Origin of the sequence: Anabaena sp. WA102 (assembly GCF_001277295.1) — a bacterium.
Lineage (GTDB): Bacteria > Cyanobacteriota > Cyanobacteriia > Cyanobacteriales > Nostocaceae > Dolichospermum > Dolichospermum heterosporum.
On sequence record NZ_CP011456.1, the window covers coordinates 3,747,180 to 3,768,766 of the forward strand.

Annotated in this window: 18 protein-coding genes and 3 pseudogenes; 5 read left to right on the top strand and 16 right to left on the bottom strand. The window is 38.2% G+C overall.

Annotated features, from left to right (window positions below; genetic code table 11):
- Positions 1 to 132: 132 nt before the first annotated feature.
- Both ade and AA650_RS16330 read left to right on the top strand, forming a co-directional pair.
- On the top strand, positions 133 to 1,758 hold the full coding sequence (gene ade, locus AA650_RS16325) for an adenine deaminase (RefSeq protein WP_053539808.1): 1,626 nt from the start codon (positions 133 to 135) through the stop codon (positions 1,756 to 1,758).
- A gap of 141 nt (positions 1,759 to 1,899) precedes the next feature.
- Positions 1,900 to 2,532 carry a PAS domain-containing protein gene (locus AA650_RS16330; protein WP_053539809.1) on the top strand — a complete coding sequence of 211 codons (633 nt, stop codon included), beginning with the start codon at positions 1,900 to 1,902 and terminating at the stop codon, positions 2,530 to 2,532.
- A gap of 235 nt (positions 2,533 to 2,767) precedes the next feature.
- On the opposite strand, the gene AA650_RS16335 is transcribed toward AA650_RS16330, so the two are convergent.
- The 3 genes and pseudogenes from AA650_RS16335 to AA650_RS16345 form a co-directional block, all read right to left on the bottom strand.
- Positions 2,768 to 4,255 (bottom strand): IS1380 family transposase, encoded by a 1,488-nt coding sequence (locus AA650_RS16335; RefSeq protein WP_053539810.1) that lies wholly within the window; start codon positions 4,253 to 4,255, stop codon positions 2,768 to 2,770.
- 510 nt (positions 4,256 to 4,765) lie between these two features.
- A complete protein-coding gene (locus AA650_RS16340; protein ID WP_053539811.1) occupies positions 4,766 to 7,816 on the bottom strand; it encodes a DUF4114 domain-containing protein in 3,051 nt (1,016 codons plus the stop codon).
- A gap of 638 nt (positions 7,817 to 8,454) precedes the next feature.
- Positions 8,455 to 9,390 (bottom strand): annotated as a pseudogene (locus AA650_RS16345) (IS1380 family transposase); the annotation flags it as partial.
- Between AA650_RS16345 and AA650_RS16350 the strand changes: the two are divergent.
- Positions 9,379 to 10,092, top strand: a pseudogene (locus tag AA650_RS16350) (transposase); the annotation flags it as partial. The pseudogenes AA650_RS16345 and AA650_RS16350 sit on opposite strands and share 12 nt — an antisense overlap.
- 310 nt (positions 10,093 to 10,402) lie before the next feature.
- On the top strand, positions 10,403 to 11,356 hold the full coding sequence (locus AA650_RS16355; protein WP_053539812.1) for a nucleotidyl transferase AbiEii/AbiGii toxin family protein: 954 nt from the start codon (positions 10,403 to 10,405) through the stop codon (positions 11,354 to 11,356).
- A gap of 86 nt (positions 11,357 to 11,442) precedes the next feature.
- Here AA650_RS16355 and AA650_RS16360 read toward each other — a convergent pair whose 3' ends face one another.
- The 4 genes and pseudogenes from AA650_RS16360 to AA650_RS28060 all read right to left on the bottom strand — a co-directional run.
- On the bottom strand, positions 11,443 to 11,943 hold the full coding sequence (locus AA650_RS16360; RefSeq protein WP_053539806.1) for a hypothetical protein: 501 nt from the start codon (positions 11,941 to 11,943) through the stop codon (positions 11,443 to 11,445).
- A 33-nt stretch (positions 11,944 to 11,976) separates the two neighbouring features.
- On the bottom strand, positions 11,977 to 12,888 hold the full coding sequence (locus tag AA650_RS16365; protein ID WP_053539813.1) for a ParB/RepB/Spo0J family partition protein: 912 nt from the start codon (positions 12,886 to 12,888) through the stop codon (positions 11,977 to 11,979).
- On the bottom strand, positions 12,888 to 13,637 hold the full coding sequence (locus tag AA650_RS16370; RefSeq protein ID WP_015081613.1) for a ParA family protein: 750 nt from the start codon (positions 13,635 to 13,637) through the stop codon (positions 12,888 to 12,890). The genes AA650_RS16365 and AA650_RS16370 overlap by 1 nt, the downstream gene beginning before the upstream one ends.
- A gap of 430 nt (positions 13,638 to 14,067) precedes the next feature.
- A pseudogene (locus AA650_RS28060) lies at positions 14,068 to 14,559 on the bottom strand (RNA-guided endonuclease InsQ/TnpB family protein); the annotation flags it as partial.
- Between the two features lie 156 nt (positions 14,560 to 14,715).
- Here AA650_RS28060 and AA650_RS16385 point away from each other — a divergent pair.
- Positions 14,716 to 15,429 carry a hypothetical protein gene (locus AA650_RS16385; RefSeq protein ID WP_053539816.1) on the top strand — a complete coding sequence of 238 codons (714 nt, stop codon included), beginning with the start codon at positions 14,716 to 14,718 and terminating at the stop codon, positions 15,427 to 15,429.
- Between the two features lie 104 nt (positions 15,430 to 15,533).
- On the opposite strand, the gene AA650_RS16390 is transcribed toward AA650_RS16385, so the two are convergent.
- From AA650_RS16390 to AA650_RS16430, 9 genes are all read right to left on the bottom strand, one after another.
- Positions 15,534 to 15,854 (bottom strand): nucleotidyltransferase family protein, encoded by a 321-nt coding sequence (locus tag AA650_RS16390; RefSeq protein ID WP_053539817.1) that lies wholly within the window; start codon positions 15,852 to 15,854, stop codon positions 15,534 to 15,536.
- A gap of 106 nt (positions 15,855 to 15,960) precedes the next feature.
- Positions 15,961 to 16,416: a hypothetical protein gene (locus tag AA650_RS16395; protein ID WP_053539818.1), complete on the bottom strand. Its 456-nt coding sequence runs from the start codon at positions 16,414 to 16,416 to the stop codon at positions 15,961 to 15,963.
- A gap of 41 nt (positions 16,417 to 16,457) precedes the next feature.
- Positions 16,458 to 16,682 (bottom strand): hypothetical protein, encoded by a 225-nt coding sequence (locus tag AA650_RS16400; protein ID WP_053539819.1) that lies wholly within the window; start codon positions 16,680 to 16,682, stop codon positions 16,458 to 16,460.
- A 105-nt stretch (positions 16,683 to 16,787) separates the two neighbouring features.
- Entirely contained in the window at positions 16,788 to 17,075 is a 288-nt protein-coding gene (locus AA650_RS16405) for a hypothetical protein (protein ID WP_053539820.1), read from the bottom strand.
- Between the two features lie 82 nt (positions 17,076 to 17,157).
- Complete coding sequence (locus tag AA650_RS16410) at positions 17,158 to 17,601, bottom strand: hypothetical protein (RefSeq protein ID WP_053539821.1); 444 nt, start codon at positions 17,599 to 17,601, stop codon at positions 17,158 to 17,160.
- Between the two features lie 102 nt (positions 17,602 to 17,703).
- Entirely contained in the window at positions 17,704 to 18,234 is a 531-nt protein-coding gene (locus AA650_RS16415) for a hypothetical protein (protein WP_053539822.1), read from the bottom strand.
- A 101-nt stretch (positions 18,235 to 18,335) separates the two neighbouring features.
- Entirely contained in the window at positions 18,336 to 18,638 is a 303-nt protein-coding gene (locus AA650_RS16420; RefSeq protein ID WP_053539823.1) for a hypothetical protein, read from the bottom strand.
- Between the two features lie 88 nt (positions 18,639 to 18,726).
- A complete protein-coding gene (locus AA650_RS16425) occupies positions 18,727 to 19,083 on the bottom strand; it encodes a hypothetical protein (protein WP_081424250.1) in 357 nt (118 codons plus the stop codon).
- Positions 19,084 to 19,557: 474 nt separating this feature from the next.
- Positions 19,558 to 21,132, bottom strand: a complete 1,575-nt coding sequence (locus tag AA650_RS16430; protein WP_053539824.1) for a group II intron reverse transcriptase/maturase — start codon at positions 21,130 to 21,132, stop codon at positions 19,558 to 19,560.
- Positions 21,133 to 21,587: the final 455 nt, after the last annotated feature.

Consider the following 21,587-nt stretch of genomic DNA (forward strand, 5'->3'; position numbering starts at 1 on the left):
AATTTAATGATCAATTAATGTCCTAACCACGTTGGCGGTTGCTATAAATCAATGAAAGTCTCAGTTACTCTAATTAATAACATTTTTCTGTAATTAAAAGTCTATCTACGGTTGTGATTTATCAGTAATATTATGAATAACTTGACACTCTCTGGCAACATTGTTGATGTTCTCCACCGTCGCATTTTCCCCGGTACTATTCACATCACAGATGGACGCATTCAAACCATAGTTCAGGACCAGGGGCAATACTCACAGTACATTCTTCCTGGTTTTATTGATGCTCATGTTCATATCGAAAGCTCGATGCTTGTACCCACTGAATTTGCTAGATTAGCAACGGTGCATGGTACAGTGGCAACTGTCTCTGACCCTCACGAAATCGCCAATGTATTGGGTTTGGCAGGTGTGGAATTTATGGTAGACAATGCCGCCCAGACTCCCTTGAAAATAGCCTTTGGTTTTCCTGCTTGTGTCCCCGCCACCGAGTTGGAAACCGCCGGGGCAAAACTGACGGTAAACGATTTCCGTCAACTGTTTAAACATGGTATTTCCTATCTGAGTGAGGTGATGAACGTTCCTGGTGTTTTGGCAGACAATCCAGAAATGATGGACAAAATTCATCTAGCGCAAAGTCTGGGACTACCCATTGATGGCCACGCACCGGGGTTATCTGGTACGGGATTACGTAAATATGCTACTCAAATTACCACTGATCATGAATGTTCCACACTAAATGAAGCTGTAGAGAAATTAGCATTGGGAATGAAGATACAGATCCGGGAGGGTTCAGCAGCTAAAAACTTTGATGCCCTGCACAGTTTGATTGACTCCCATGCAGCAGATTGTATGTTTTGTAGCGATGATAAACACCCTGATGATTTAGTTACAGGACACATTAATCTACTGGTAAAACGGGCTGTGGCATTAGGTCATGATGTGATGAATGTCCTGCAAATTGCCTGTGTGAACCCTGTCAAACATTACAATTTGGATGTGGGATTACTACAAGTTGGGGACAGTGCAGATTTGATTGTTGTTGATAATTTACAAGATTTCACGGTGTTGGCTACTTATTGTCAAGGTGTTTTAACAGCAAAAACCGGGTCAACTTTATTACCATCAGTTCCTCTTACACCCATCAATAAATTTATCACTACTCCAAAAACACCGGGGGACTTTGCAATTCCCGCTAGGGGTTCAACAGTCAGAGTGATCACCGTTACCGATGGACAATTAATCACAGGGGAAAAGTGTGTACCAGCACATATTGAAAACGGTGAGGTTATAGCTGACTTAAACGCAGATATTCTAAAAATCACGGTTGTTAATCGGTATCAAGACACACCGCCGACGGTGGCATTAGTGCAGAATTTTGGATTGAAACGGGGGGCGATCGCTTCTAGTGTGGCGCATGATTCCCATAATATTGTGGCAGTGGGAACAACCGACACGGAAATCTGTGCAGCGGTAAATGCCCTGATTCACTGTCAGGGAGGTATTGCAGTAGCAGAAGACAATGTAGTTCATGTATTACCTTTACCTGTGGCAGGGTTGATGAGTGGTGGTGATGGTTATGAGGTAGCAAAACAGTATGCAGAACTTGATAATTGGGCAAAACGATTAGGGTCAAAACTGACTGCACCATTCATGACACTTTCATTTATGGCATTGTTGGTGATCCCAGACTTAAAACTCAGTGACCGGGGGTTATTTAGTGGTCAAGATTTCCGGTTTGTGTCGTTGTGGATTGATTAGATTTTAACTTTGACAAATTAATATTTTTATGGAGTGTAATCACTGGTTTTGATAACATATTCAAAATCAAATTTATGCCCAAATTTATGCCAATTTAAAATATTAGGAATAAAATAGAAATTAAGTTTTTCAATTAAAATTATGAATCCAGAACAAGAGGCATATCAAATAGAATTTATAGATGCCATGCCAGGGTTTATTTCAATTATTGACTTAACTCTCAGGTATCTTGTGGTTAATAAAAAACTAGCTGAGTTGATGAACTTAGATAAAGAATCTTTTAAGGGAATGTCTGTAGGCAGTAGATGTCATGAACAAAGACAAGAAATCCAGAAGTTGGTAAATGCTCCAGTGGGTACAGAGATAAACTGGGAGTATTATGATCATGATACTTGTTTGTTAGTTTCGTCTAAGCGAGAAAATAATTTTATCATCAATCAAGCGATTGATATTAGTAATAGAAAACAGCTAGAAGAAAAACTTAAAGCTTCAAATGAAAGAAATAGAATTTTACTCAAGGCCATTCCCGAAACAATCAAATTAGGAACTGGAAGACGCTCTACTGATGAGTTAGAATTTCTTGTGAAATCCTTAACTGAAAATCCCATTATTGACAGACAATCAACTGAGGCATTAATTAGATTAGAAGTTCATGTCATGGAAAACTCTGGCAAAATGCAACAAATAGAAAAAATGCTGTTCTGGGATGATTCTTCATTGATGAGCAGAATCAAGGCATTACCCGGATTTCTCACAAGCGAAAAAAATAATTGATAAAGAGTAAAACAAATGAAGTTTATTTGATACATAAGTAGCAAAGATGAAAAAAGGAAATTTTCTAAGTATATATTTGATGAATTTTGTTAAATATCAAGAGCTATTTAGGCAGAATATACTGATATAAATAATTGAGTATTAAAATTAGACATGATAAAAAAGAGTTAAAGAAAACTTTTATCTCTACTGTAAATTAAAGCTAAAAATGAGCGTAATAATCGTCCCAAAAGAATTAACCAGGATTTGGTAACAACTGCAAATAACGGTAAGCAGTAGCATAAATATGCTGATAGGGACAAGAACTATTAATTGCAATTAAAACTCGCCGGGTACTCACAGTAATCAAAGCTCCTAACTTCAACAACTTGGTGCGGATAGTCCCAACTTGAGCATTCTGTAATTCAGTTTTAACTAAACATTTATTTCGCAAAGCATTCATCAAAACATAAGCTATTGAAGAAAACCACAAACGTAGTTGATTACCAGCAAAAGTATGGGTACTGGTTCTATCACTAAATAATTCTAATTGTTGTTCCTTAAAGCGATTTTCCATCTCACCTCTAGGACAATATTTCTGGGTATAAACTTCACTTGGGGGCATCTTATTAGTAGGAATTGAGGTGACAAGAAAACGGATATTAGTTCCTTTTGCCCCATACTCAACTTTAGTCACTACACGACGACTACGACTCCAAGATTTATGGGTTTGATAGTCAATAGTTTTATACCAAGTTGAGTTCTCTATCAGATGTGATGCTAGTTCAGGAAGTTCAATATCTGGAACAAATAGAGTTTCTAAAAAGGAAACTACTGTGGATAGCTTTTGCTTAAACTCTTGCTTGGCTTTACTTTGAGTTAGAGTGGTCATCTTTATTAAACGACTGTTTTGCGGCATCCCAAATACATAATCTACTTTGATTTGTGACTCGCACCATTCCATAATATCTTCTCTAGAATAGGCGCTATCTCCACGTACTAAAATCTCTACATTATTCCATTTCTTACGTATTTGTCTAATTACTCTCTGTAATTCTGATAATGCTCCCTCTGCTGGATCTACATTGGAAGCCCTAAGTTTAGCTGCTAATAAATGTTTTTCACAGAAAATATAAAGTGGTGCATAGCAATATCCTCCATAATAAGTATTGAAAAATACTTGTTCTTGATTTCCATGTACTAAATCATCTGTTACATCTAAATCTAAGATTATTTGTCTTGGTGGTGATGAATAAGATTCTAAAAATATGTCTACAAATAATTTCTCAATCTCTTCTTGAGAATGACTAATTTTATGGTAGCGACTTTCTGCTCCTTGTTCTACATTTTCAGGACAATGTTCTATCCGATTTAATGTACTCTTTCCTGCCAATGTACATGGTTCATTCCCTTGACCAATACTTTTTCCTAATGCCAGTGCGAACATTGGATCATGACGTAATTCTTCATGGTCATTTAAGTCTTCATATCCCATGATTAAGCCATATATCCGTTGTGTTAATAAGCTTTCTATGGGATGTAATGTCTTATTTGGCTTTCTGTAGTCTTGGAAACACTTAGCTAACCGTGATGTTATTTGTAATTTTCGGTCTATTTCCGCAATTAAACTTAAACCTGCATCCGATGTTACTTTACCACCCTGGAAATTCACTACTATTGGCGGGAGTTTTTCTCTTTCAAACTTGAACTGTTTTGGTGTACTATCTGTTGTTAGTGGGGTCATACTTTATCACTGCTGAAAAGCTTTCTACATATACATTTTCGCAGTTTTTGACCCCTTTTTTCTATTTCTTTGTGAGAAATCCGGGTCGAACTCGCGAGCGATTAATGGCACTGTACGAGATATGTAACGGAAAAAGTGCGATAAAGGTAGGCAGAGAAATAGGGCGTAACCCACAAACGGTGATGGAAATCGTTTAATCGTTTGTGGGTTACAACTAGGCTGTTGACTTTGAACGCTTTACCCCATAAGGCTTCATGTAAAAAATATGTCGTGTGTTCTTGCAGGAAAACGGCTGTTGCAGTGGTTTTCCCACAAACAAAAAATAACACGAATAATTTTCCGAAAAATCCCTCAAAAACACACAAAGTCAACAGCCTAGGTTACAACTCATCTCAAACCCGATGAGGAAAAACTACGGGTCTCAACCGTCTCAACCTAGACGAGGTTTAGCTAATCTAGAGAGTCGTCTTCTCTAGTGGATTTTACCACACTAGAACAAAAGAACGGTAATCAACTGCCAACAGGGTTGAATTTAGCCTGAATCACAATGTCGTTAAAGTCAAAATCACCGCCACCATGCAGATCTTCAAATCCCCAGGTGTTGTTGCCCAGCAGTCGAATATGATCCACCTTGTCAGAATTGGCTCCAATATAGGCAAAGTAGGCTAGAGGGGCGCTATCCTGATTGCTTAATGCCTGTTCCATCGTGCCGTTGGCAATAATGAAGGGGGCATACAGATAGCCACCTTCCCAAGTACCAGAAGTCCCTACAGCTTGGGAAGCAAAGTGAATCCCGTAATTTTGGCTACTGCGGAGAGCCACTTGTGTGTAATTAACATCACCTGGCTTGACTAACATTCCCGTTAGCGGATCAAGCACTGCACCTTGAGGATTTTCAACACGATAGAAACCAACTGTATTGGCAAAGGCAGCTTCACTGGCCACAACAGGGAAAACTGCCTGTACAGACTGCCCAATAAAGTTATACAAATTCACTAATTCCCGTTCGTGCTGACCTTGAAGGGTAATTCCGATAGATTCCTCTATTTCCGTGGGTTTCAAGGACAATTTGAGAAGCGAAGATTGATCGCCCTGAGTCTTGAACTCTAGTTGGAATAGGTTTTCTCCAACGTTTTGGAGGCTGAAAGAATTTGGGGGTTGTCCAGGTGTGGGAGAACCTAACAACACTTTATTTGCAGCGTTTGGGTTATTTAGAACTTCATCTGTCGTACCGTTTTGAACCAAGTAGAAGCCTAACCGTTGATTGCCCAGCTTCGATAGTGTTCGTGTAGGGTTCGTTACAAAGCTATCGGGTAATATGGAAAAAACTACCTGAGCTTTTTTCAAAGCTGCCTGAATATAGCCCGCATCTCCCGGCATTAGTCCCTCCACTCGACCCTGTTCATCATCAACGGTAAAGACTCCAATTTCATGCACCCTAAAGGGTTGGAGTTGTTTATCTGTGAGAGTTACTTCCAGTTTAGCAGCCTTGGCATTGCCGTTAAACTGTAGGAAATGATTAGTAAAATCTGTGGAGGTTTGCGTCAAGCTGAAAGGTTTCATCTCGATATCAAGGATAGCGCGTTGGGACTGTTCCGAGTAAAACTTGCCATCTGTGACGCGAAAATCAAAGAAATTTGTGGAAAGGCTACCTTTGGCGGCGGTGTAGGTGAGTAAGCCTGCGTGAATGTCTTCTACAGCAATCTCGGTCTCTTCGGTAATTTCTTGACCTTCGAGTTTGAGGCTGCCTTTGCTTGCCCCAATAAAGACCTCAAGGGGACTGACGATAACAGATTTGAGCGTATCATCGGTGTCGCCCTTGATGAAGGGGAAGTCAGACACTTGAAGCACATACTCACCATCTTCAGGAATTGAGAGGGTAAAGCTTTTGGTGTCAACTGGGAAGATATTGTCAGCAGTGTAGGTTGAGTTATCGAAGTCTTCTTGTAGAGCTTTTGAAGAGAAGAGGTCGTTGTATTCTTGGACGGTTATGTTATCAAACTCGCCTTCATAAATTTGATTGAGCTTATCTTCAACAACTTCCATAAGCCGCTGTACTTTCCCATTCACTCGATAAACATCGCGAAAGCTATCTGGTTCTTGATCGTCTAGAACGGCTTGGTAAGCTTCAATGGCAAGATTGCGCGATGCTTCTGATATCACCGTTGCCATGAAATCGCGCTTGTCGAAATCCAGGCTTGAGTTGATTGCGTCAAACCAGTTCATAACCAACTGGTAGAATTGGTTATTAATCCCTAAGTTGTTTGCATCGTTCAGTTTAGGATCGAGGAGTGAATCGGCTAGCAGGTCAAGCACTTGGTTAATAGGTTGCTCTGTAGCTAATCCAAAAAGTTCGGTGATGGTTTCGATTTGTGCGCCGATTAAGTACTCATAAGCTTCTGGACTGAGAAAAGTCTTAAGATTAACAATGCCTTCATCCAAGGTGTCGTCCTGTATGAATGCTTCGATGTCGGCGTAGGTTCGATCTTGGATATCAAATGAACCATTGCTATCAAACTCAAACTCTAGGTTGGGGTCAAATATGCTAATCGTGGTAGGATCTGGATATTCTAACGGTTTTTGGGGATCATTCGGATCGGGATGATAACCCACCAGTTGGACATTGGAAGCGGGTTCAAGGTAGCGATACCACCGCTCTTGAATTAAGTCATTAGTCGTTTTGACGGGATCGGGAATGGTTGGATCAGCTAAAAGTCGCCGAGCCATACGCTCAACTAAGCTGGTAAGAGGAGTGACGGTTGTAATGTTGGGGTCTGCAACAGCCGTCAGAATTCCTTCATTGGGTACTTCCGCAGCAGAATTGAATCCCCCAATCATGGCTATCCGCCCCTCATTCAGGTCAATTTTGTCATTTTTGTTAACGTCAATCTGAGCAAATTCATCATCAGTAAGAAACAGATTACCTACACCATTCCGATCTGTAGTGGTTGTCGGTTCCCCAGGATCAGGAATTCCATTCAGGTTTGTATCTAAGAAAACTGTTCCATTTTGGACATAACCCTTCTGATAAACATAACTAAAATTCCTACTAGAAACTCTCAAGTGATCAACTATATTGTCGTAAGAGAGGGCTGAAAAATTAGGAGAATAAACACTAATAAGCAAAGACTTTCCTAGTCCGGTGGCATATACTTGTTGTATTTTTAATGAAATGATAGTCCCAAGATTTTGTCTAGTCACAACAAATCTGAAACCATTCCGAGATACTGCCTCAGTGTCAATTTCAAAGAGAAATAATATCTTTTGGTTGTCAGCGTCAACTACTTCGTAAAAAGAGTTTATATTATTGACACCAAATAGTTTCCCCAGATAGTCTTTTGTGTAATAAAATTCGTTTAGATATGCTTCTCCATTAAGTATTAATTCATCGCGTTTGAAGGCAATAACTGAGGAACCCAAATTAAGAAGCTGATCCGCTTTTTCATTCACACTCATCATTCCACGCAGGATGAGACTATCTAACAAACTTATACTGATGTTTCTATCCAAGTCGAGAAACTGCTGTACGCGTTCACCAACCGAAAGCTGTGTGTTACTCATTAGAATTACCTCATGTAAAAAGAAGATTAGGATTTTAACAAATGGCTAAAGGCTAATACTTGGAGTAGGTAGTTAGCACTTTTAACCCAAAAACTTTGATAGTGCAAGAGCAGTAAACACAAGAGAATTTTTTTATTCCTAGTCTGCATCTTGGGAGAATTTAGACATGAAAATTCCTGTGATTGAAGCAGAACCTGTATTTTTTCACCAAAACTTAACGTGGTTTTCTTCCAACTAATTCCCGCCACGTCAAACAAATCGTAATAGCTTCATTTTGATTCGTAGATCACATCATATTCAACTATCCCCTATTAGACAGATACATTCCTCCGTATTATCTCATAGCTTTTTTCAGAAATCAATGCCTTAGCCCGGATTTCTCACAAGCGAAAAAAATAATTGATAAAGAGTAAAACAAATGAAGTTTATTTGATACATAAGTAGCAAAGATGAAAAAAGGAAATTTTCTAAGTATATATTTGATGAATTTTGTTAAATATCAAGAGCTATTTAGGCAGAATATACTGATATAAATAATTGAGTATTAAAATTAGACATGATAAAAAAGAGTTAAAGAAAACTTTTATCTCTACTGTAAATTAAAGCTAAAAATGAGCGTAATAATCGTCCCAAAAGAATTAACCAGGATTTGGTAACAACTGCAAATAACGGTAAGCAGTAGCATAAATATGCTGATAGGGACAAGAACTATTAATTGCAATTAAAACTCGCCGGGTACTCACAGTAATCAAAGCTCCTAACTTCAACAACTTGGTGCGGATAGTCCCAACTTGAGCATTCTGTAATTCAGTTTTAACTAAACATTTATTTCGCAAAGCATTCATCAAAACATAAGCTATTGAAGAAAACCACAAACGTAGTTGATTACCAGCAAAAGTATGGGTACTGGTTCTATCACTAAATAATTCTAATTGTTGTTCCTTAAAGCGATTTTCCATCTCACCTCTAGGACAATATTTCTGGGTATAAACTTCACTTGGGGGCATCTTATTAGTAGGAATTGAGGTGACAAGAAAACGGATATTAGTTCCTTTTGCCCCATACTCAACTTTAGTCACTACACGACGACTACGACTCCAAGATTTATGGGTTTGATAGTCAATAGTTTTATACCAAGTTGAGTTCTCTATCAGATGTGATGCTAGTTCAGGAAGTTCAATATCTGGAACAAATAGAGTTTCTAAAAAGGAAACTACTGTGGATAGCTTTTGCTTAAACTCTTGCTTGGCTTTACTTTGAGTTAGAGTGGTCATCTTTATTAAACGACTGTTTTGCGGCATCCCAAATACATAATCTACTTTGATTTGTGACTCGCACCATTCCATAATATCTTCTCTAGAATAGGCGCTATCTCCACGTACTAAAATCTCTACATTATTCCATTTCTTACGTATTTGTCTAATTACTCTCTGTAATTCTGATAATGCTCCCTCTGCTGGATCTACATTGGAAGCCCTAAGTTTAGCTGCTAATAAATGTTTTTCACAGAAAATATAAAGTGGTGCATAGCAATATCCTCCATAATAAGTATTGAAAAATACTTGTTCTTGATTAGTAATAATAAGCGTGTAACCCTGGCAATAATAGGTGTTCGCCAATTAGATACTAGTGTGGCTTTAATTACTTATTTATTAGCAGAACTTGAATCCCTAAAAATCAATATAAAAAAACTCTATTTGGATAGGGGATTTTTTAATACTCCTGTAATCAGATGGTTACAGGCATTAGATATTCCCTTTCTTATGCCTGCTATCAAGACTGGAAAAAAAGGAGGAATCAAACAATTTCTCAAGGGTAAAAAAAGTTATAAAACTACCTATACTATTACAAGAGATAAAGATGATTTCGTCACATTTGATTTATGGATTGTCTGTAAATATAGAAAGGGAAAACGTAAAAAGCATGGAGTTCAATACTTTGTTTATGTTGCTTATAAGGTCAAAACAAATTTAAATTATATCTATCAAGATTATCGAAAAAGATTTGGCATTGAAACTAGTTATCGTCTGAAAAATATTTGTCGAATTAAGACGAATAACAAAAATCCAGTCTTGAGATTACTATTCGTTGGTATATCCTTTCTCCTAATTAATATTTGGGTAAATCTCCTTTGGCTCAAAATCAGTAAAAAGAGGAAAGGTAGTCGATTAATTTATCGAACACTTTTTGTACTCAAACAGATGTTAGCCTTTTTATCTCAAGCTATTGAACGTAAATATCAAGTGGTTGAAGGAATTTATCTTCCTTCAGGTTAGTATCTTTTTTTGTTAATTAGTAGTATATAAGTATTTCTGATATATATTGATGTCTACTGATTAGCATATTATGTATTTTCAAGTACCACACACTATAAAATACTTAGCGATCGCTCTTCCGGGAAAAACTTTTTGGTTTACTGATTGTTAGGATTTTATTAATGTTTTTGATAAATAGATATATGGGATATAATTACAATATTGCTTTAATTGACAATTATAATAATTATTTATCAATGCGAAACCTGACTCCTGCTTCAATTTTCTTCCTATTCCCTAGTTCAAAATCCTCAGATCCAGTATACCCCCAATGTTAATTAAACCTCAAATTAAAACTCCAGAGAAATTACTGTTTCTAGAAAAATTATGTTGGCAAAGAGAAAATATAGAAAATCTTACTCCTTTAGAAATGCTGAGAATATATGAACGCGGGTGGCATTACCGGGGAGTTTTAGGCGACTTGAGCCAAATAGAATCCTTATTTGTGCAACAATTAGCTCAATATTATCATTCATGGTTAGGAGCAAAAATGTTTGAAAGGGAATTTCATCAAAAAATTTTAATTGTTCTTAATCAATTAAAGGCTAATTTTTTATTAGAGTGTGGCGCGTATTTTGGCGGTGGGACTCTGGTTAGTTTAAATCATGGGGAATATAGATTAAGCAAGGATATAGATTTTCTCTGTTCCACTGGTACTGGCTACCGATTACTACGCCAAAAAATAGCTGAAAATCAATATAATGCCCTTTTTAACACTCAACATACTCTCAACCTACCCGGAGAAATTAAAGCTGACCAGTACGGAGTAAGATTTGCCATTGTAGTTGATGAAACTCTGATTAAATTTGAGATAATTATGGAAGGACGGATTGAATTGGGAGAAGCAGATTATCCCAGTTGGTCGCCTGTCCCATGCTTAAATCAAATTGATAGTTTTGCGGAAAAACTTTTAGCTAATTCTGACAGATGGAATGATTCCTCGGTAGAGTCGAGAGATTTAATTGATTTGGCTATGCAAAGGCTCAATTCTCCCATTCCTCAAGCAGCTATTGAGAAAGCAGAATCAGCTTATCCTGTAATTGAACCTTTAAAAAAAGCGATATCCTTTTTCCAGAATCACCCCAATTATCGAGACAAATGTTTTACGGCTTTGAGAATTGCCGAACCTAGTAAAATTATTGATGGTATTGATTTAATGGCGGCTGATTTTAATTTAAACAAGACACCTAGAACATTTAGCGAATCTCAACAAGACTGGGAATGACAATTAATCGCTTTTCTTCGCGGCAAACACAAACAAATCTACTCTTTTCTAAGAAAATTGTGTGACATAGGTGCTACAGTCATAATTCATTGAGGATTTTCCCACAAAGTTGAAGCCACAGAGATATCATATCTTTGTCCTGTTTCTGTAATTTGAAAGTCCAGAATAAAATATTTATTATCAGAGAAATGCTGATGTTTCCTAGCAATTAGTTCATCAATCATTTGTGTAATCGCCTGTTGAGTTTCTGTATCCTGATTTGATAACTGTTGTTCCAAGAAAGTATCAAGTGTTGTTTTTTGTTGAGATTCAGGCATCACCGCCGCATTCCAGGCTATCACAGCCAAACTAAATAATGATTTACGTCGTTTTGATGTGTGTACATTATCTAAGTACGGAGCAACGAACTGTTGGAGAATTTCTGACATTTTTGGAGCGCCCTTGGGTTCTATCGGTATATTTGCAGCCAATTCCCCAAATCCCCCCTCTACCATCTTCTTTCTAAGTGCTTCCAGGTTTTTCTGCTTATCTTGGGAACTCTGTTTTTGTTTCATCAAATCTTTAAAATCCTTGGACTTTCTCGCCATAGTGCCTCTCCTGTTTTGATTATTTCTGGGGTTCTATTCTAACAATTGTTCTAAATCACTCAACAATTTCTCTAGCTTTTTGGTTTTTTTAGCATCTTCCCACACCTGAGCATTCTTCAACCGTTTACCAATCTCGGAATATTTAGCATTCAATGTTTCTTTGGCTGTGATTTTCCCTGGGGTTAATTCCTTTACTAACTGCTTAATCTCACTTAAAGATAGATTTTCATTGATAACTTTATCCAGTAGTTCCCCACGTTCACCGTCATCTTTGAGTTTAGCGATCGCTCTGGCTTTGGTGTATTCTATTTTCCCCTGCCGCAATATTTCCAATACATCATCGGGTAAATTCAATAATGGTAAACGACTGGTCCGAAAACTTTCAGCACTGAATCTACCAACACCCGACAACACTGATTCCACAATTTCCAGTTGACGGAAAACGTTTTCCGTCAGGTCTAATCCCCGTTTTTTGGCGTTGGCTGCTTGATTGAGAATTGAGATAACTTCAGCAGAATTTACATCAAGTTCAATACTTAATAATTCTAGAATCCCCTCGGTTTCTTCAACTGGGTTTAAATCTTCCCGTTGCAGGTTTTCCAGTAAAGCGATTTGCAGGGTTTGGAGGTCAGATAATTCCTTGGTGATAATCGGTACTTCTGTTAACCCCGCTGCTTTGGCCGCCCGGAGTCGGCGTTCACCAGCGACTAACTCAAATTCACCATTAACAGCACGCACCAACAAAGGTTGTAAAATCCCGTGTTCTTTAACTGACTGCACCAGTTGATTGAGTTTCTCAGGGTCAAAATACCGTCGGGGTTGTTGAGCAGGTAAACGAATTTTATCAATATTAACGGTGGCAGTTGGTGATTCTGATTCCACATCCATACTCAACAAATCTTCCACACCACGCATTTTTGGGAGTTCTAAAGGTTTCTTGACCATTACAGTTTCTCCATCCCCAATGCTATCTTTTTCAGAACTGCGATCGCTGGATGTTTGGGGTCATACACAGCCAATGGTTGACTATTCATTACTGCATCCGCAAAGGCTGTGGCACGGGGTATCTTCGGATAAACTTTGGCTAGTGGTGATAACTGCTGTTCCAAAGCCTCCAAAATCACTTTGTCTTGGTTGGCATTCACATACAAGGTTGGCACAAATCCGGCGATCGCTAATTTCGGATTGATATGTTTCTTCACCTGTTTGATGCTATCCAATAATAACTCCGTTCCCTTGAATGCTTTGTAATGAGTCTGAACTGGGACTAAAACATGAGTAGCAGCACAGAGTCCGAGAATACTGAGGATACCTAAAGAGGGAGGACAATCAATCAAAATGAAATCGTAGTTATTTAAAATGGGTTCTAAAGCTTGTTTGAGTCGTAGTTCCCTGGCCATAACCGCAGAGAGTTGTAATTCTACCGCACTGAGGGTAATATTAGCCGGGGCTAAATCCATACCGTGTAAATTGTGGTGAATTGGTAATTTAGTCTCTGGTGTGAGTAGTGAGTCAGCAACGATTTCTTCAAGTTCATGGGGTTCAAGTCCCATAAAAGTTGTCAGGGATGCCTGGGGATCAGTATCCACTAATAAAACTTTATGTTTGAGGGAAAGATGATAACCCAAATTCATCGTCAGACTGGTTTTCATCACCCCACCGGCTTGATTGAAAATAGCAATAATTTTAGTCACAATTTTCTTTAAATTCTTGGTTCTACAGTTTATGGTAATACTTGAGAGTAGCCCTTTCAAGGTGGTGAAATTTTGAAGGAAGATTGGTTGTTTCAACCTTCAAAAAAACCAAAATATGAGCGGAAGATTCAAGATGATAGTAATGAAATGACGTATTTCCGTTAGTCACCTTGAAAGGACTATACTTGAGAGTCAGGGAAAATCAGGGGTAATTCATCAGCAAAATCCTTACTTTATTATTGCATTTTTTTGTCTTGACACTCCCCGCTCTAAAGACACGGGGATTCTTAAGATTTTACAATCCTAATATCCTGCTCACACAGGTTCCCAGACTCAGTACGTTTGCACAAAAGTGCGTGCTGATACCGCCAGTTGCTCTACTTGGGGAAACCCCAAGACCGCACTGGCTCATCTTCTGGGCGTTTAGCTGTTAAACAGCAAGTTTCGCGGAGTCCCCACGTACTATATTTCGACTTCGCTCAATACAAGTTTCCAAACCTCTATCTCTAATAGTCTTTGCAGCACCAATATCGGCGTGTTCGTGATACCCACATTCAGTACAAATGAATTTCTCACCATCACGGTTTGACTTATCAGTATGCCCACAATTTCTGCATTCTTGACTGGAGTATTTAGGATTAATCTTAATTACAACTTTTCCTTGCTTTACAGCGAGATACTCAATTTTTAAAATCAAATCACTCCAACTTGCATCAGAAATAGAACGGTTTAATCCTTTTTTTCTAGATTGCCCATTCTTTAAAAATCTTCCAGTTTTTTTATCGGTTTTAACTTTGCAACGCCTCAACATACCGGAGACATTTAAATCTTCTAAAGCAATAGCATCAACCTTTCTAGAAACTATTGTATTAGCAACACTCCATTGATAAGCAGTCCTTTTATCTGTAATCTTTTTGTGAAACTTGCTCCATTTTTACTGACAAAACAAGTTAATGGACAAGCTTCTACTTTAGTCCTAATATCACAATAGTCACCTTGGATAAATTGCTGGTTGTATTGAGCTATTCTGTCAGCCAAACTCCAATTGTAAGTAGACCGGAGCATACTAGCTGAGTTGATGAACTTAGATAAAGAATCTTTTAAGGGAATGTCTGTAGGCAGTAGATGTCATGAACAAAGACAAGAAATCCAGAAGTTGGTAAATGCTCCAGTGGGTACAGAGATAAACTGGGAGTATTATGATCATGATACTTGTTTGTTAGTTTCGTCTAAGCGAGAAAATAATTTTATCATCAATCAAGCGATTGATATTAGTAATAGAAAACAGCTAGAAGAAAAACTTAAAGCTTCAAATGAAAGAAATAGAATTTTACTCAAGGCCATTCCCGAAACAATCAAATTAGGAACTGGAAGACGCTCTACTGATGAGTTAGAATTTCTTGTGAAATCCTTAACTGAAAATCCCATTATTGACAGACAATCAACTGAGGCATTAATTAGATTAGAAGTTCATGTCATGGAAAACTCTAGCAAAATGCAACAAATAGAAAAAATGCTGTTCTGGGATGATTCTTCATTGATGAGCAGAATCAAGGCATTAGAAGTTTATCAACGAAACGATGATGAAAACTGGCAAGAATTTGAGAATAACAAAGATAAAATAGAGGATTTATCGAGAATATCTACCATGATAACCAACATTCCCGGTGGTTTGAAATCTTGGTTTATTATGTTTATAATATTCCAAATGCTAGGAATTTTCGTCATAGATATAGGTGTTAGATTGTTTAATTTGGAAACCTTAATACCAATTGAAAGAAAAAATCAATAACTCACACCTGTCTCTTGACCTTTTTAATAAAATACTCGCCTCTCTTAACATTTCTTCCCTTTCGGATAAACGGTACTCAATTAATAACTTTAGTTGCTGATTTATCATATAGCAATACCCTCTTGTAACACCTTAGACAGTAAGGGACTAGCTCCCATAGCTCCCCTTTCTACCTGTGCTTCTGTAACTACAAAGGTGGAAATAACTAGATCATATTTAAAACCTACTTCCCACGCCAAATCGCTAATTTTTTCTCGACATGATCTATCTAATTCAGTAATTTTAATAAACACATCTAAATCTGATTCTTCTGTAGCATCACCTCTCGCTCTTGAACCAAATACCCGTAAATCCAAAATGGGAATTATCGCTTCTAGTCGAGAGCGAAACTCTGAAACAATTTTTCGATCACTATCCTGTATCATGTCTATTCCTCTAAAAAAAACCAATCTTTACTAACTGTTTCTTAATCCTTCGATTTAAATAATAAAGCAATTTATGTTTGTTTAGGTTTCCCCTATCTCCCAACTATTACGTCAATAAATTTACCGATGTATCCACCAAAACATGACCACTATTATCAATCAGTGTTTTCATCCGTTCTTCGAGTCCTGGTTTTCCCCGAACTCCCGAAAATGAATAATCAAAACATTCATGTTCACCTTCAACTAAATTAAAACTAATGGTGGTGATTACTCCACATAATTCCAGTTCTGATTCCACTTGTTTTCTGTATTGTAACCAAGGATTTAAAGCATCAGTAGTTCCACTATTCAACAGTGCATAACACCAATTTCCTTGCATATCAAGAAACGTTATTTGCACCCAATTCTGTGCAGGTAAATGGGCAAATGGCTTACCAAATATTGGTGTAGATGCCCATAATATAATCATCTTCAAAATAGACCCAATTTCACTCAGTTGATTACCAACTTCTAAGTAAATTTTACCTACTTTGCGATTAAACCGATATCTTCTTAATTCCATTGTTTAGCATTGAACTCAACAACACTAGAAAACGATAGTATTCAATCATTCAAAAACACCGATAAACCAGGGTCTAAAGACAATGTTGATTCCCGGTGTTCATGGTACTGTTTCTTGAGTGTGATGATGCGGCGAACTGCTTGCAGCAGCGCTTCGCTATCGCTCAATAATTTAGCCTGTTGTTTCTCCAATTCTTCAATAGCATCCCGGTGATTAGCAATCTGAGATTCAATATCTGCAATCTGTTCAGAATGTTTATTAGCCAATTCCCCAGTAATGCGTTGAATATCCTCGTCTAACCGGGCAAGTTTGGTATCCTCTTTAGCGATAGCAATAAAAAAAGTCCCTAGATAAACTAGAGACTCATGGGTTTATTCAATGTCAGTTAATTGTTGAACTTCCTGAATAGATTTAATGGTGTTGTTAATAAATCTACTAATCAATTCAATCCTTACTTCATACGATATAGTAGGATTATTCAGATTCTCAACTTGAAACTTTGCCGATAACATATTATTGAGAGCTATTGCTAAATTTGTCTTCATTTCACTATCTCGTTGTTCGTATTCCTGAACCTCTAACTCCCAATCTTCCGGTTCATATTTTGTTACAGAAACGGGCATTCCATGAGCTTCATGATATTCAGTATATTCTGACATAATAATATTACAAAAACACCATCGTCAACAAGCGATAGCATTAAATAACCCCAATCTCATGACTGAGGTTAATAAGTATAAATTAATCATTCCTGAAAGAATCAAATAACGCTTTTTCAGCATCATTTCTACTTTCAATTTCACCCAATTTTGCTAATGCAGCATCTAAACTCTGATAAGTAGCACAACAATAGAGATGACGCTTTTCAAATATCCCATAATAGCCGGTGATACCTTGAGCTTTACCTGCTCTAGTGATATCTGTACACCACTTAACATACAGGCTATTACCAACAGTAGCTAATTCTCGTTTAACTAACTCCTTTTGCTTGAGTTGTTCGCCGATTTCTTTAACTGCTGTAATGACTTCTTCACGGGTGTTAGACCACCAATGACAATCTTCACTCTTCACCAAAATGTCATCAATATATATGTCATAACTCCATACGTTCTGACGCATAGATTCACGATAATACTGACGGAGATTGCGGATACTACCTTGGATTTCAGGGGCTTGATAAAACATGATAAATACCAAAAAACAATGCCCCCTTTCCGCGATAGCGCCCCCACAGATTAATAAACAATAACTCCAATCTTGTTAAACTGGAGTTATTTATTTTTGTAACTAAACTATTGGAAAATAACCTTTTTCTTGATTCAACTGCCAAAGATTGATACTAAATCTTTCTGCACTCAAGATTTTAGTAACACCATGAAGTTTCTTACAATTAAACTCAATAATATCTCCATCATTAAGTTGATAATCTTTGCCATCATAATTAAATATACAACTACCAAGATTCACGGTTCTAGCAATTGGTCTAGAATAACTATGATCCCGATGTGGTATAATCAATCCGGTACTTTGAATATTACCAATCTTGCCACCAAAAGTTAACAAGCCGATATTAGTTCCGGGATAAACTCGCTGACAGAAATTCCCAAGTCTATCATCATTATGATAAGCATTAGTAATTGTTCCAGGAGTTCTCAAATCACACTCATGAAATAACCAAAGGCGATATCTGCCTTGAGCGTAACTACTAACATCGCTAGTCATTAAATTCACGCTTTCTCTACAAAAGCTTTTTAAATCAGCTAAAGTTTCGGATTTAACTTTGCTAACTAATTTCAAATCACTGGGGTTAGGATTCATGAAATTCTCCAAATTACTCAACTCCCCTCAGCGATAGCCCCCAAGGATTAATGTGAATAAAAAAAGCCCGGATTCCCACAGAGAGAACCAGGACTAAAGAACTACAAATTAGCTAAAATCTTACCAACTTCATCATATTCATCATTACGATGTGGTGGGTATTCTTCACTTTCATCGCTGGTGAAGTTCACATTCAGGAAATGATTTTTACCGTGATAGTAATTACCTACAAATAAATCACAATTATGATGATAGAATAGAAGTTGATGATTAGTTAAATAGGGTTGAATATTATCACGTTCAAAGCGAAGTTTTTCAGTGAGTTTATCAAAGTCAATACCCTTTTTCTTATTGGGTTCAGGAGGTAAACCGCTACCAAATTTACTGGGGATGTTAATTGCCATAATTCCTCATGTTAGATAATCAAAAACGCCAAGTGATAACATTAAAAAAAAGCCCTAATCCCCAAAGGAGACTAGGACTGTAAACTAATTAGTATGGAATGTTATCTGGTTGATTACCTTCAACATAATCAACACTGGCAGGTTCGTTATTAAAACTAGCTGGTTCATTACCAATACCAGTAGCTCGATTACGTTTCTGATAATATCTGGTTCTTTCACCAAGCAAATCATCTACGGTATAACCTAAATCTGCAATGAACTTGTCAAACTTGGCTTGGTTCATCTTATGAATCTCATGAGTTAACCATTCTGCTTCAAAGATTTTATAACCTTCCTCACCTTTAACACGATTATCAATCTTGTACTGTTCCCAAGCCAAAACTCGAATTCCATCCTTGAGTTGAGAAAGTTTCTTGTCAGCTTTGGAAAGAATGTTGATAGCCATAACAAAACCTCGAAAACAACGCCCCCTCTGCGCGATAGCGCCCCTACCGATAACTTCCGGGTAACTCAAGACTATGGCTTACGCCACGCTGCGCTATCAATGCCAATAGGGGGCTGATTACCTATGTTTACAATGCTGATAATATTGATAATGCTTCGGGTTCTCAAGTGAATGAGCGATCGCCAGGAGCATTATTAATTATACTAAATTTTGTAGTATATAAATCTCAGACAATATCATACTATTGACAACAAAATTAATGGTATCATAAAGAAGTTGGGGATTTATTATAATCCCAAAAACCGGGGCAAATATGACAGAAGCAACAGCGAACTATGATCAAACATGGAAAGAAGCTATAGGGGAATATTTGGAATTATTCTTACAAGGTTGAGTCGAGGGGGGATATTATTCCCCGCCCCTCTCAGTTAGATCCGGACGTGCCACTTTCACGGCATCCGGCTCCCGATGTTCTTAGCTTTCGCTTTTGCTCATGTGAATGTAATCGTGGCAGCTTTCGTGAATTGCTAGAAGGTTTTTAGTTTTCCAGTTTTGGTGGTTTCCATCTATATGATGTAAATGTACCTTCTCGTCACTGAGCATTTTTAACCCACAATGACCACATTTATGGCTTTGCCGTTTGAGGGCTTTAGAGGTGTTATTGTCATATAACTTACTATTGCGTTCGCTCCAGTAGGTTAAATCTCCATCGTAGGGTGATTTCTCACCTTTGACATTGATGTGTTTGTTTTCGGAGTAAGGAACTGTTGGGAATGCTTTCTTTATTAGCTCTTGGCTATTATGGCGATTCTGCTTAGTTTCCTTGTTAAATACCTTGAATGCTCTGTGATTGATGTGCCATAAGGAAAACTTCGACCCATCCATCTTGCAGAAGCGGTGGTAATTCCTCCAACCTCTGACTACAGGGGCTAATTTCTCAGCCTTTGTGGTAGCACCATAATTCGAGTTGTTGACGATGAATTTTACTTTCTTGCGGAAAGCTTTGAAGTTGTCCACTGAGGGAGTACATCTAAACTTTCCGTTTTTCTGGACTTTAAAATGCCAGCCCAGGAAATCAAATCCATCTGTCGCGGCGGTTAGCTTTGTCTTTTTCTCACTGACTTTCATTCCCCGCTCTGCTAGGAACTGACTGATTTTGTCAAGTATTTCTGTGGCATCGTCTTGAGGTCGGAGTATTATCACCATGTCATCCGCGTAACGGATTGTTGGCTCGACAATATCTCCATTTGAGGTATTGTCTGTAATTCTGTAGCTAGATATACGGTGATATCTATGAATACTTTCAATCCCATTTAAGGCGATGTTAGCTAACAGTGGACTTACCACTCCTCCTTGGGGTGTTCCTTGTTCAGAAAACTCTGGATTGACTCCGGCTTTGAGACATCGGAATATTCCCTGTCTTATACTATAAGGAGCGATGAGTCTATCCATTATGGCGGTGTGGTTTATCCGGTCAAAGCATTTTTCAATATCGAGTTCTATAACTCGTTTATCTATTCCATTAGCTTTAGAGTTTAAGTTGTTGTACAGGTATCTCTGGGCATCATGTGCCGAGCGTCCCGTCCTAAAACCGTAGCTCCTAGCGTGGAAGGTTGCCTCATGTGCTGGTTCTAGTGCGTATTTGACAAGGCATTGATATGCCCTATCTGCAATAGTGGGGACTTTGAGAATCCGGGTTTTTCCGTCCTTTTTGGGGATGGGTATTTCACGTAATCCCTGGTGTTTCCAGTCGTTACCTTCGGTTCTAAGTTTTTCACTTAGTTCAAACCTTTGCTCGAATGAGAGCGCGGTTTTGCCGTCTATTCCCGCTGTCTTTTTCCCAGCATTTAGCTGTGTTACTTGACGGATAGCCAGTAATCTCGCTGCGGTTGATTTCAGAATCAGCTTTTGTAGGGACTTAGCTTTGCGCTTGTCGCCAACTTGAACAGCTTTGTACACGCGTTTTTGTAGGCGGAATAAGTTACGACGGAATTGCTTCCAAGGTAACGTTTTCCAGGATTCACTAGAGTTTTCTCTGTGTCTAATCATGCTCTGCTCCAATCTGTGTATTCTGAACACCTCCGACCAATTACGGTCTGTCCTACCCGAACTGAAGGAATTCCGCTGCTCGTCCAGCCTACTTATAGGGTTCGACCGCCCTTAGACCTTCAATCCGTTTTTATTCGTTCCCTCGGCTAGATTGTTAGTTCCGTTAGGTGTAGCCACTTCAACCACTGGATTCCCTAGACTCTTACCGCTATTGAAGAACGATGCGGCGGGAATTAGCTCCAGTAAAGTCAGGTGTTGTTGTTGTGTCCTGCTTTGGACTAGGTTGCTTTTTTAGGCTCTGTTTCACCGTAGGAACTCCCCGTTAACGCCAAGTGTCATCTCACAACAGATGTCTGATTGCGTCCTGTTCCCAGCTTCGACCTCCCGATACCGAGTCGGGTCATCGTGGGCAGATAGGGAGTCATACCTGAGTCTGGTAGATGGGACTTACACCC

Bases quoted from the DNA above. Each gene is read 5' to 3' on its own strand.
- ade (WP_053539808.1), top strand. From the start codon at position 133: ATGAATAACTTGACACTCTCTGGCAACATTGTTGATGTTCTCCACCGT.
- AA650_RS16330 (WP_053539809.1), top strand. From the start codon at position 1,900: ATGAATCCAGAACAAGAGGCATATCAAATAGAATTTATAGATGCCATG.
- AA650_RS16335 (WP_053539810.1), bottom strand. From the start codon at position 4,255: ATGACCCCACTAACAACAGATAGTACACCAAAACAGTTCAAGTTTGAA.
- AA650_RS16340 (WP_053539811.1), bottom strand. From the start codon at position 7,816: ATGAGTAACACACAGCTTTCGGTTGGTGAACGCGTACAGCAGTTTCTC.
- AA650_RS16355 (WP_053539812.1), top strand. From the start codon at position 10,403: ATGTTAATTAAACCTCAAATTAAAACTCCAGAGAAATTACTGTTTCTA.
- AA650_RS16360 (WP_053539806.1), bottom strand. From the start codon at position 11,943: ATGGCGAGAAAGTCCAAGGATTTTAAAGATTTGATGAAACAAAAACAG.
- AA650_RS16365 (WP_053539813.1), bottom strand. From the start codon at position 12,888: ATGGTCAAGAAACCTTTAGAACTCCCAAAAATGCGTGGTGTGGAAGAT.
- AA650_RS16385 (WP_053539816.1), top strand. From the start codon at position 14,716: ATGAACTTAGATAAAGAATCTTTTAAGGGAATGTCTGTAGGCAGTAGA.
- AA650_RS16390 (WP_053539817.1), bottom strand. From the start codon at position 15,854: ATGATACAGGATAGTGATCGAAAAATTGTTTCAGAGTTTCGCTCTCGA.
- AA650_RS16395 (WP_053539818.1), bottom strand. From the start codon at position 16,416: ATGGAATTAAGAAGATATCGGTTTAATCGCAAAGTAGGTAAAATTTAC.
- AA650_RS16405 (WP_053539820.1), bottom strand. From the start codon at position 17,075: ATGTCAGAATATACTGAATATCATGAAGCTCATGGAATGCCCGTTTCT.
- AA650_RS16410 (WP_053539821.1), bottom strand. From the start codon at position 17,601: ATGTTTTATCAAGCCCCTGAAATCCAAGGTAGTATCCGCAATCTCCGT.
- AA650_RS16415 (WP_053539822.1), bottom strand. From the start codon at position 18,234: ATGAATCCTAACCCCAGTGATTTGAAATTAGTTAGCAAAGTTAAATCC.
- AA650_RS16420 (WP_053539823.1), bottom strand. From the start codon at position 18,638: ATGGCAATTAACATCCCCAGTAAATTTGGTAGCGGTTTACCTCCTGAA.
- AA650_RS16425 (WP_081424250.1), bottom strand. From the start codon at position 19,083: ATGGCTATCAACATTCTTTCCAAAGCTGACAAGAAACTTTCTCAACTC.
- AA650_RS16430 (WP_053539824.1), bottom strand. From the start codon at position 21,132: ATGATTAGACACAGAGAAAACTCTAGTGAATCCTGGAAAACGTTACCT.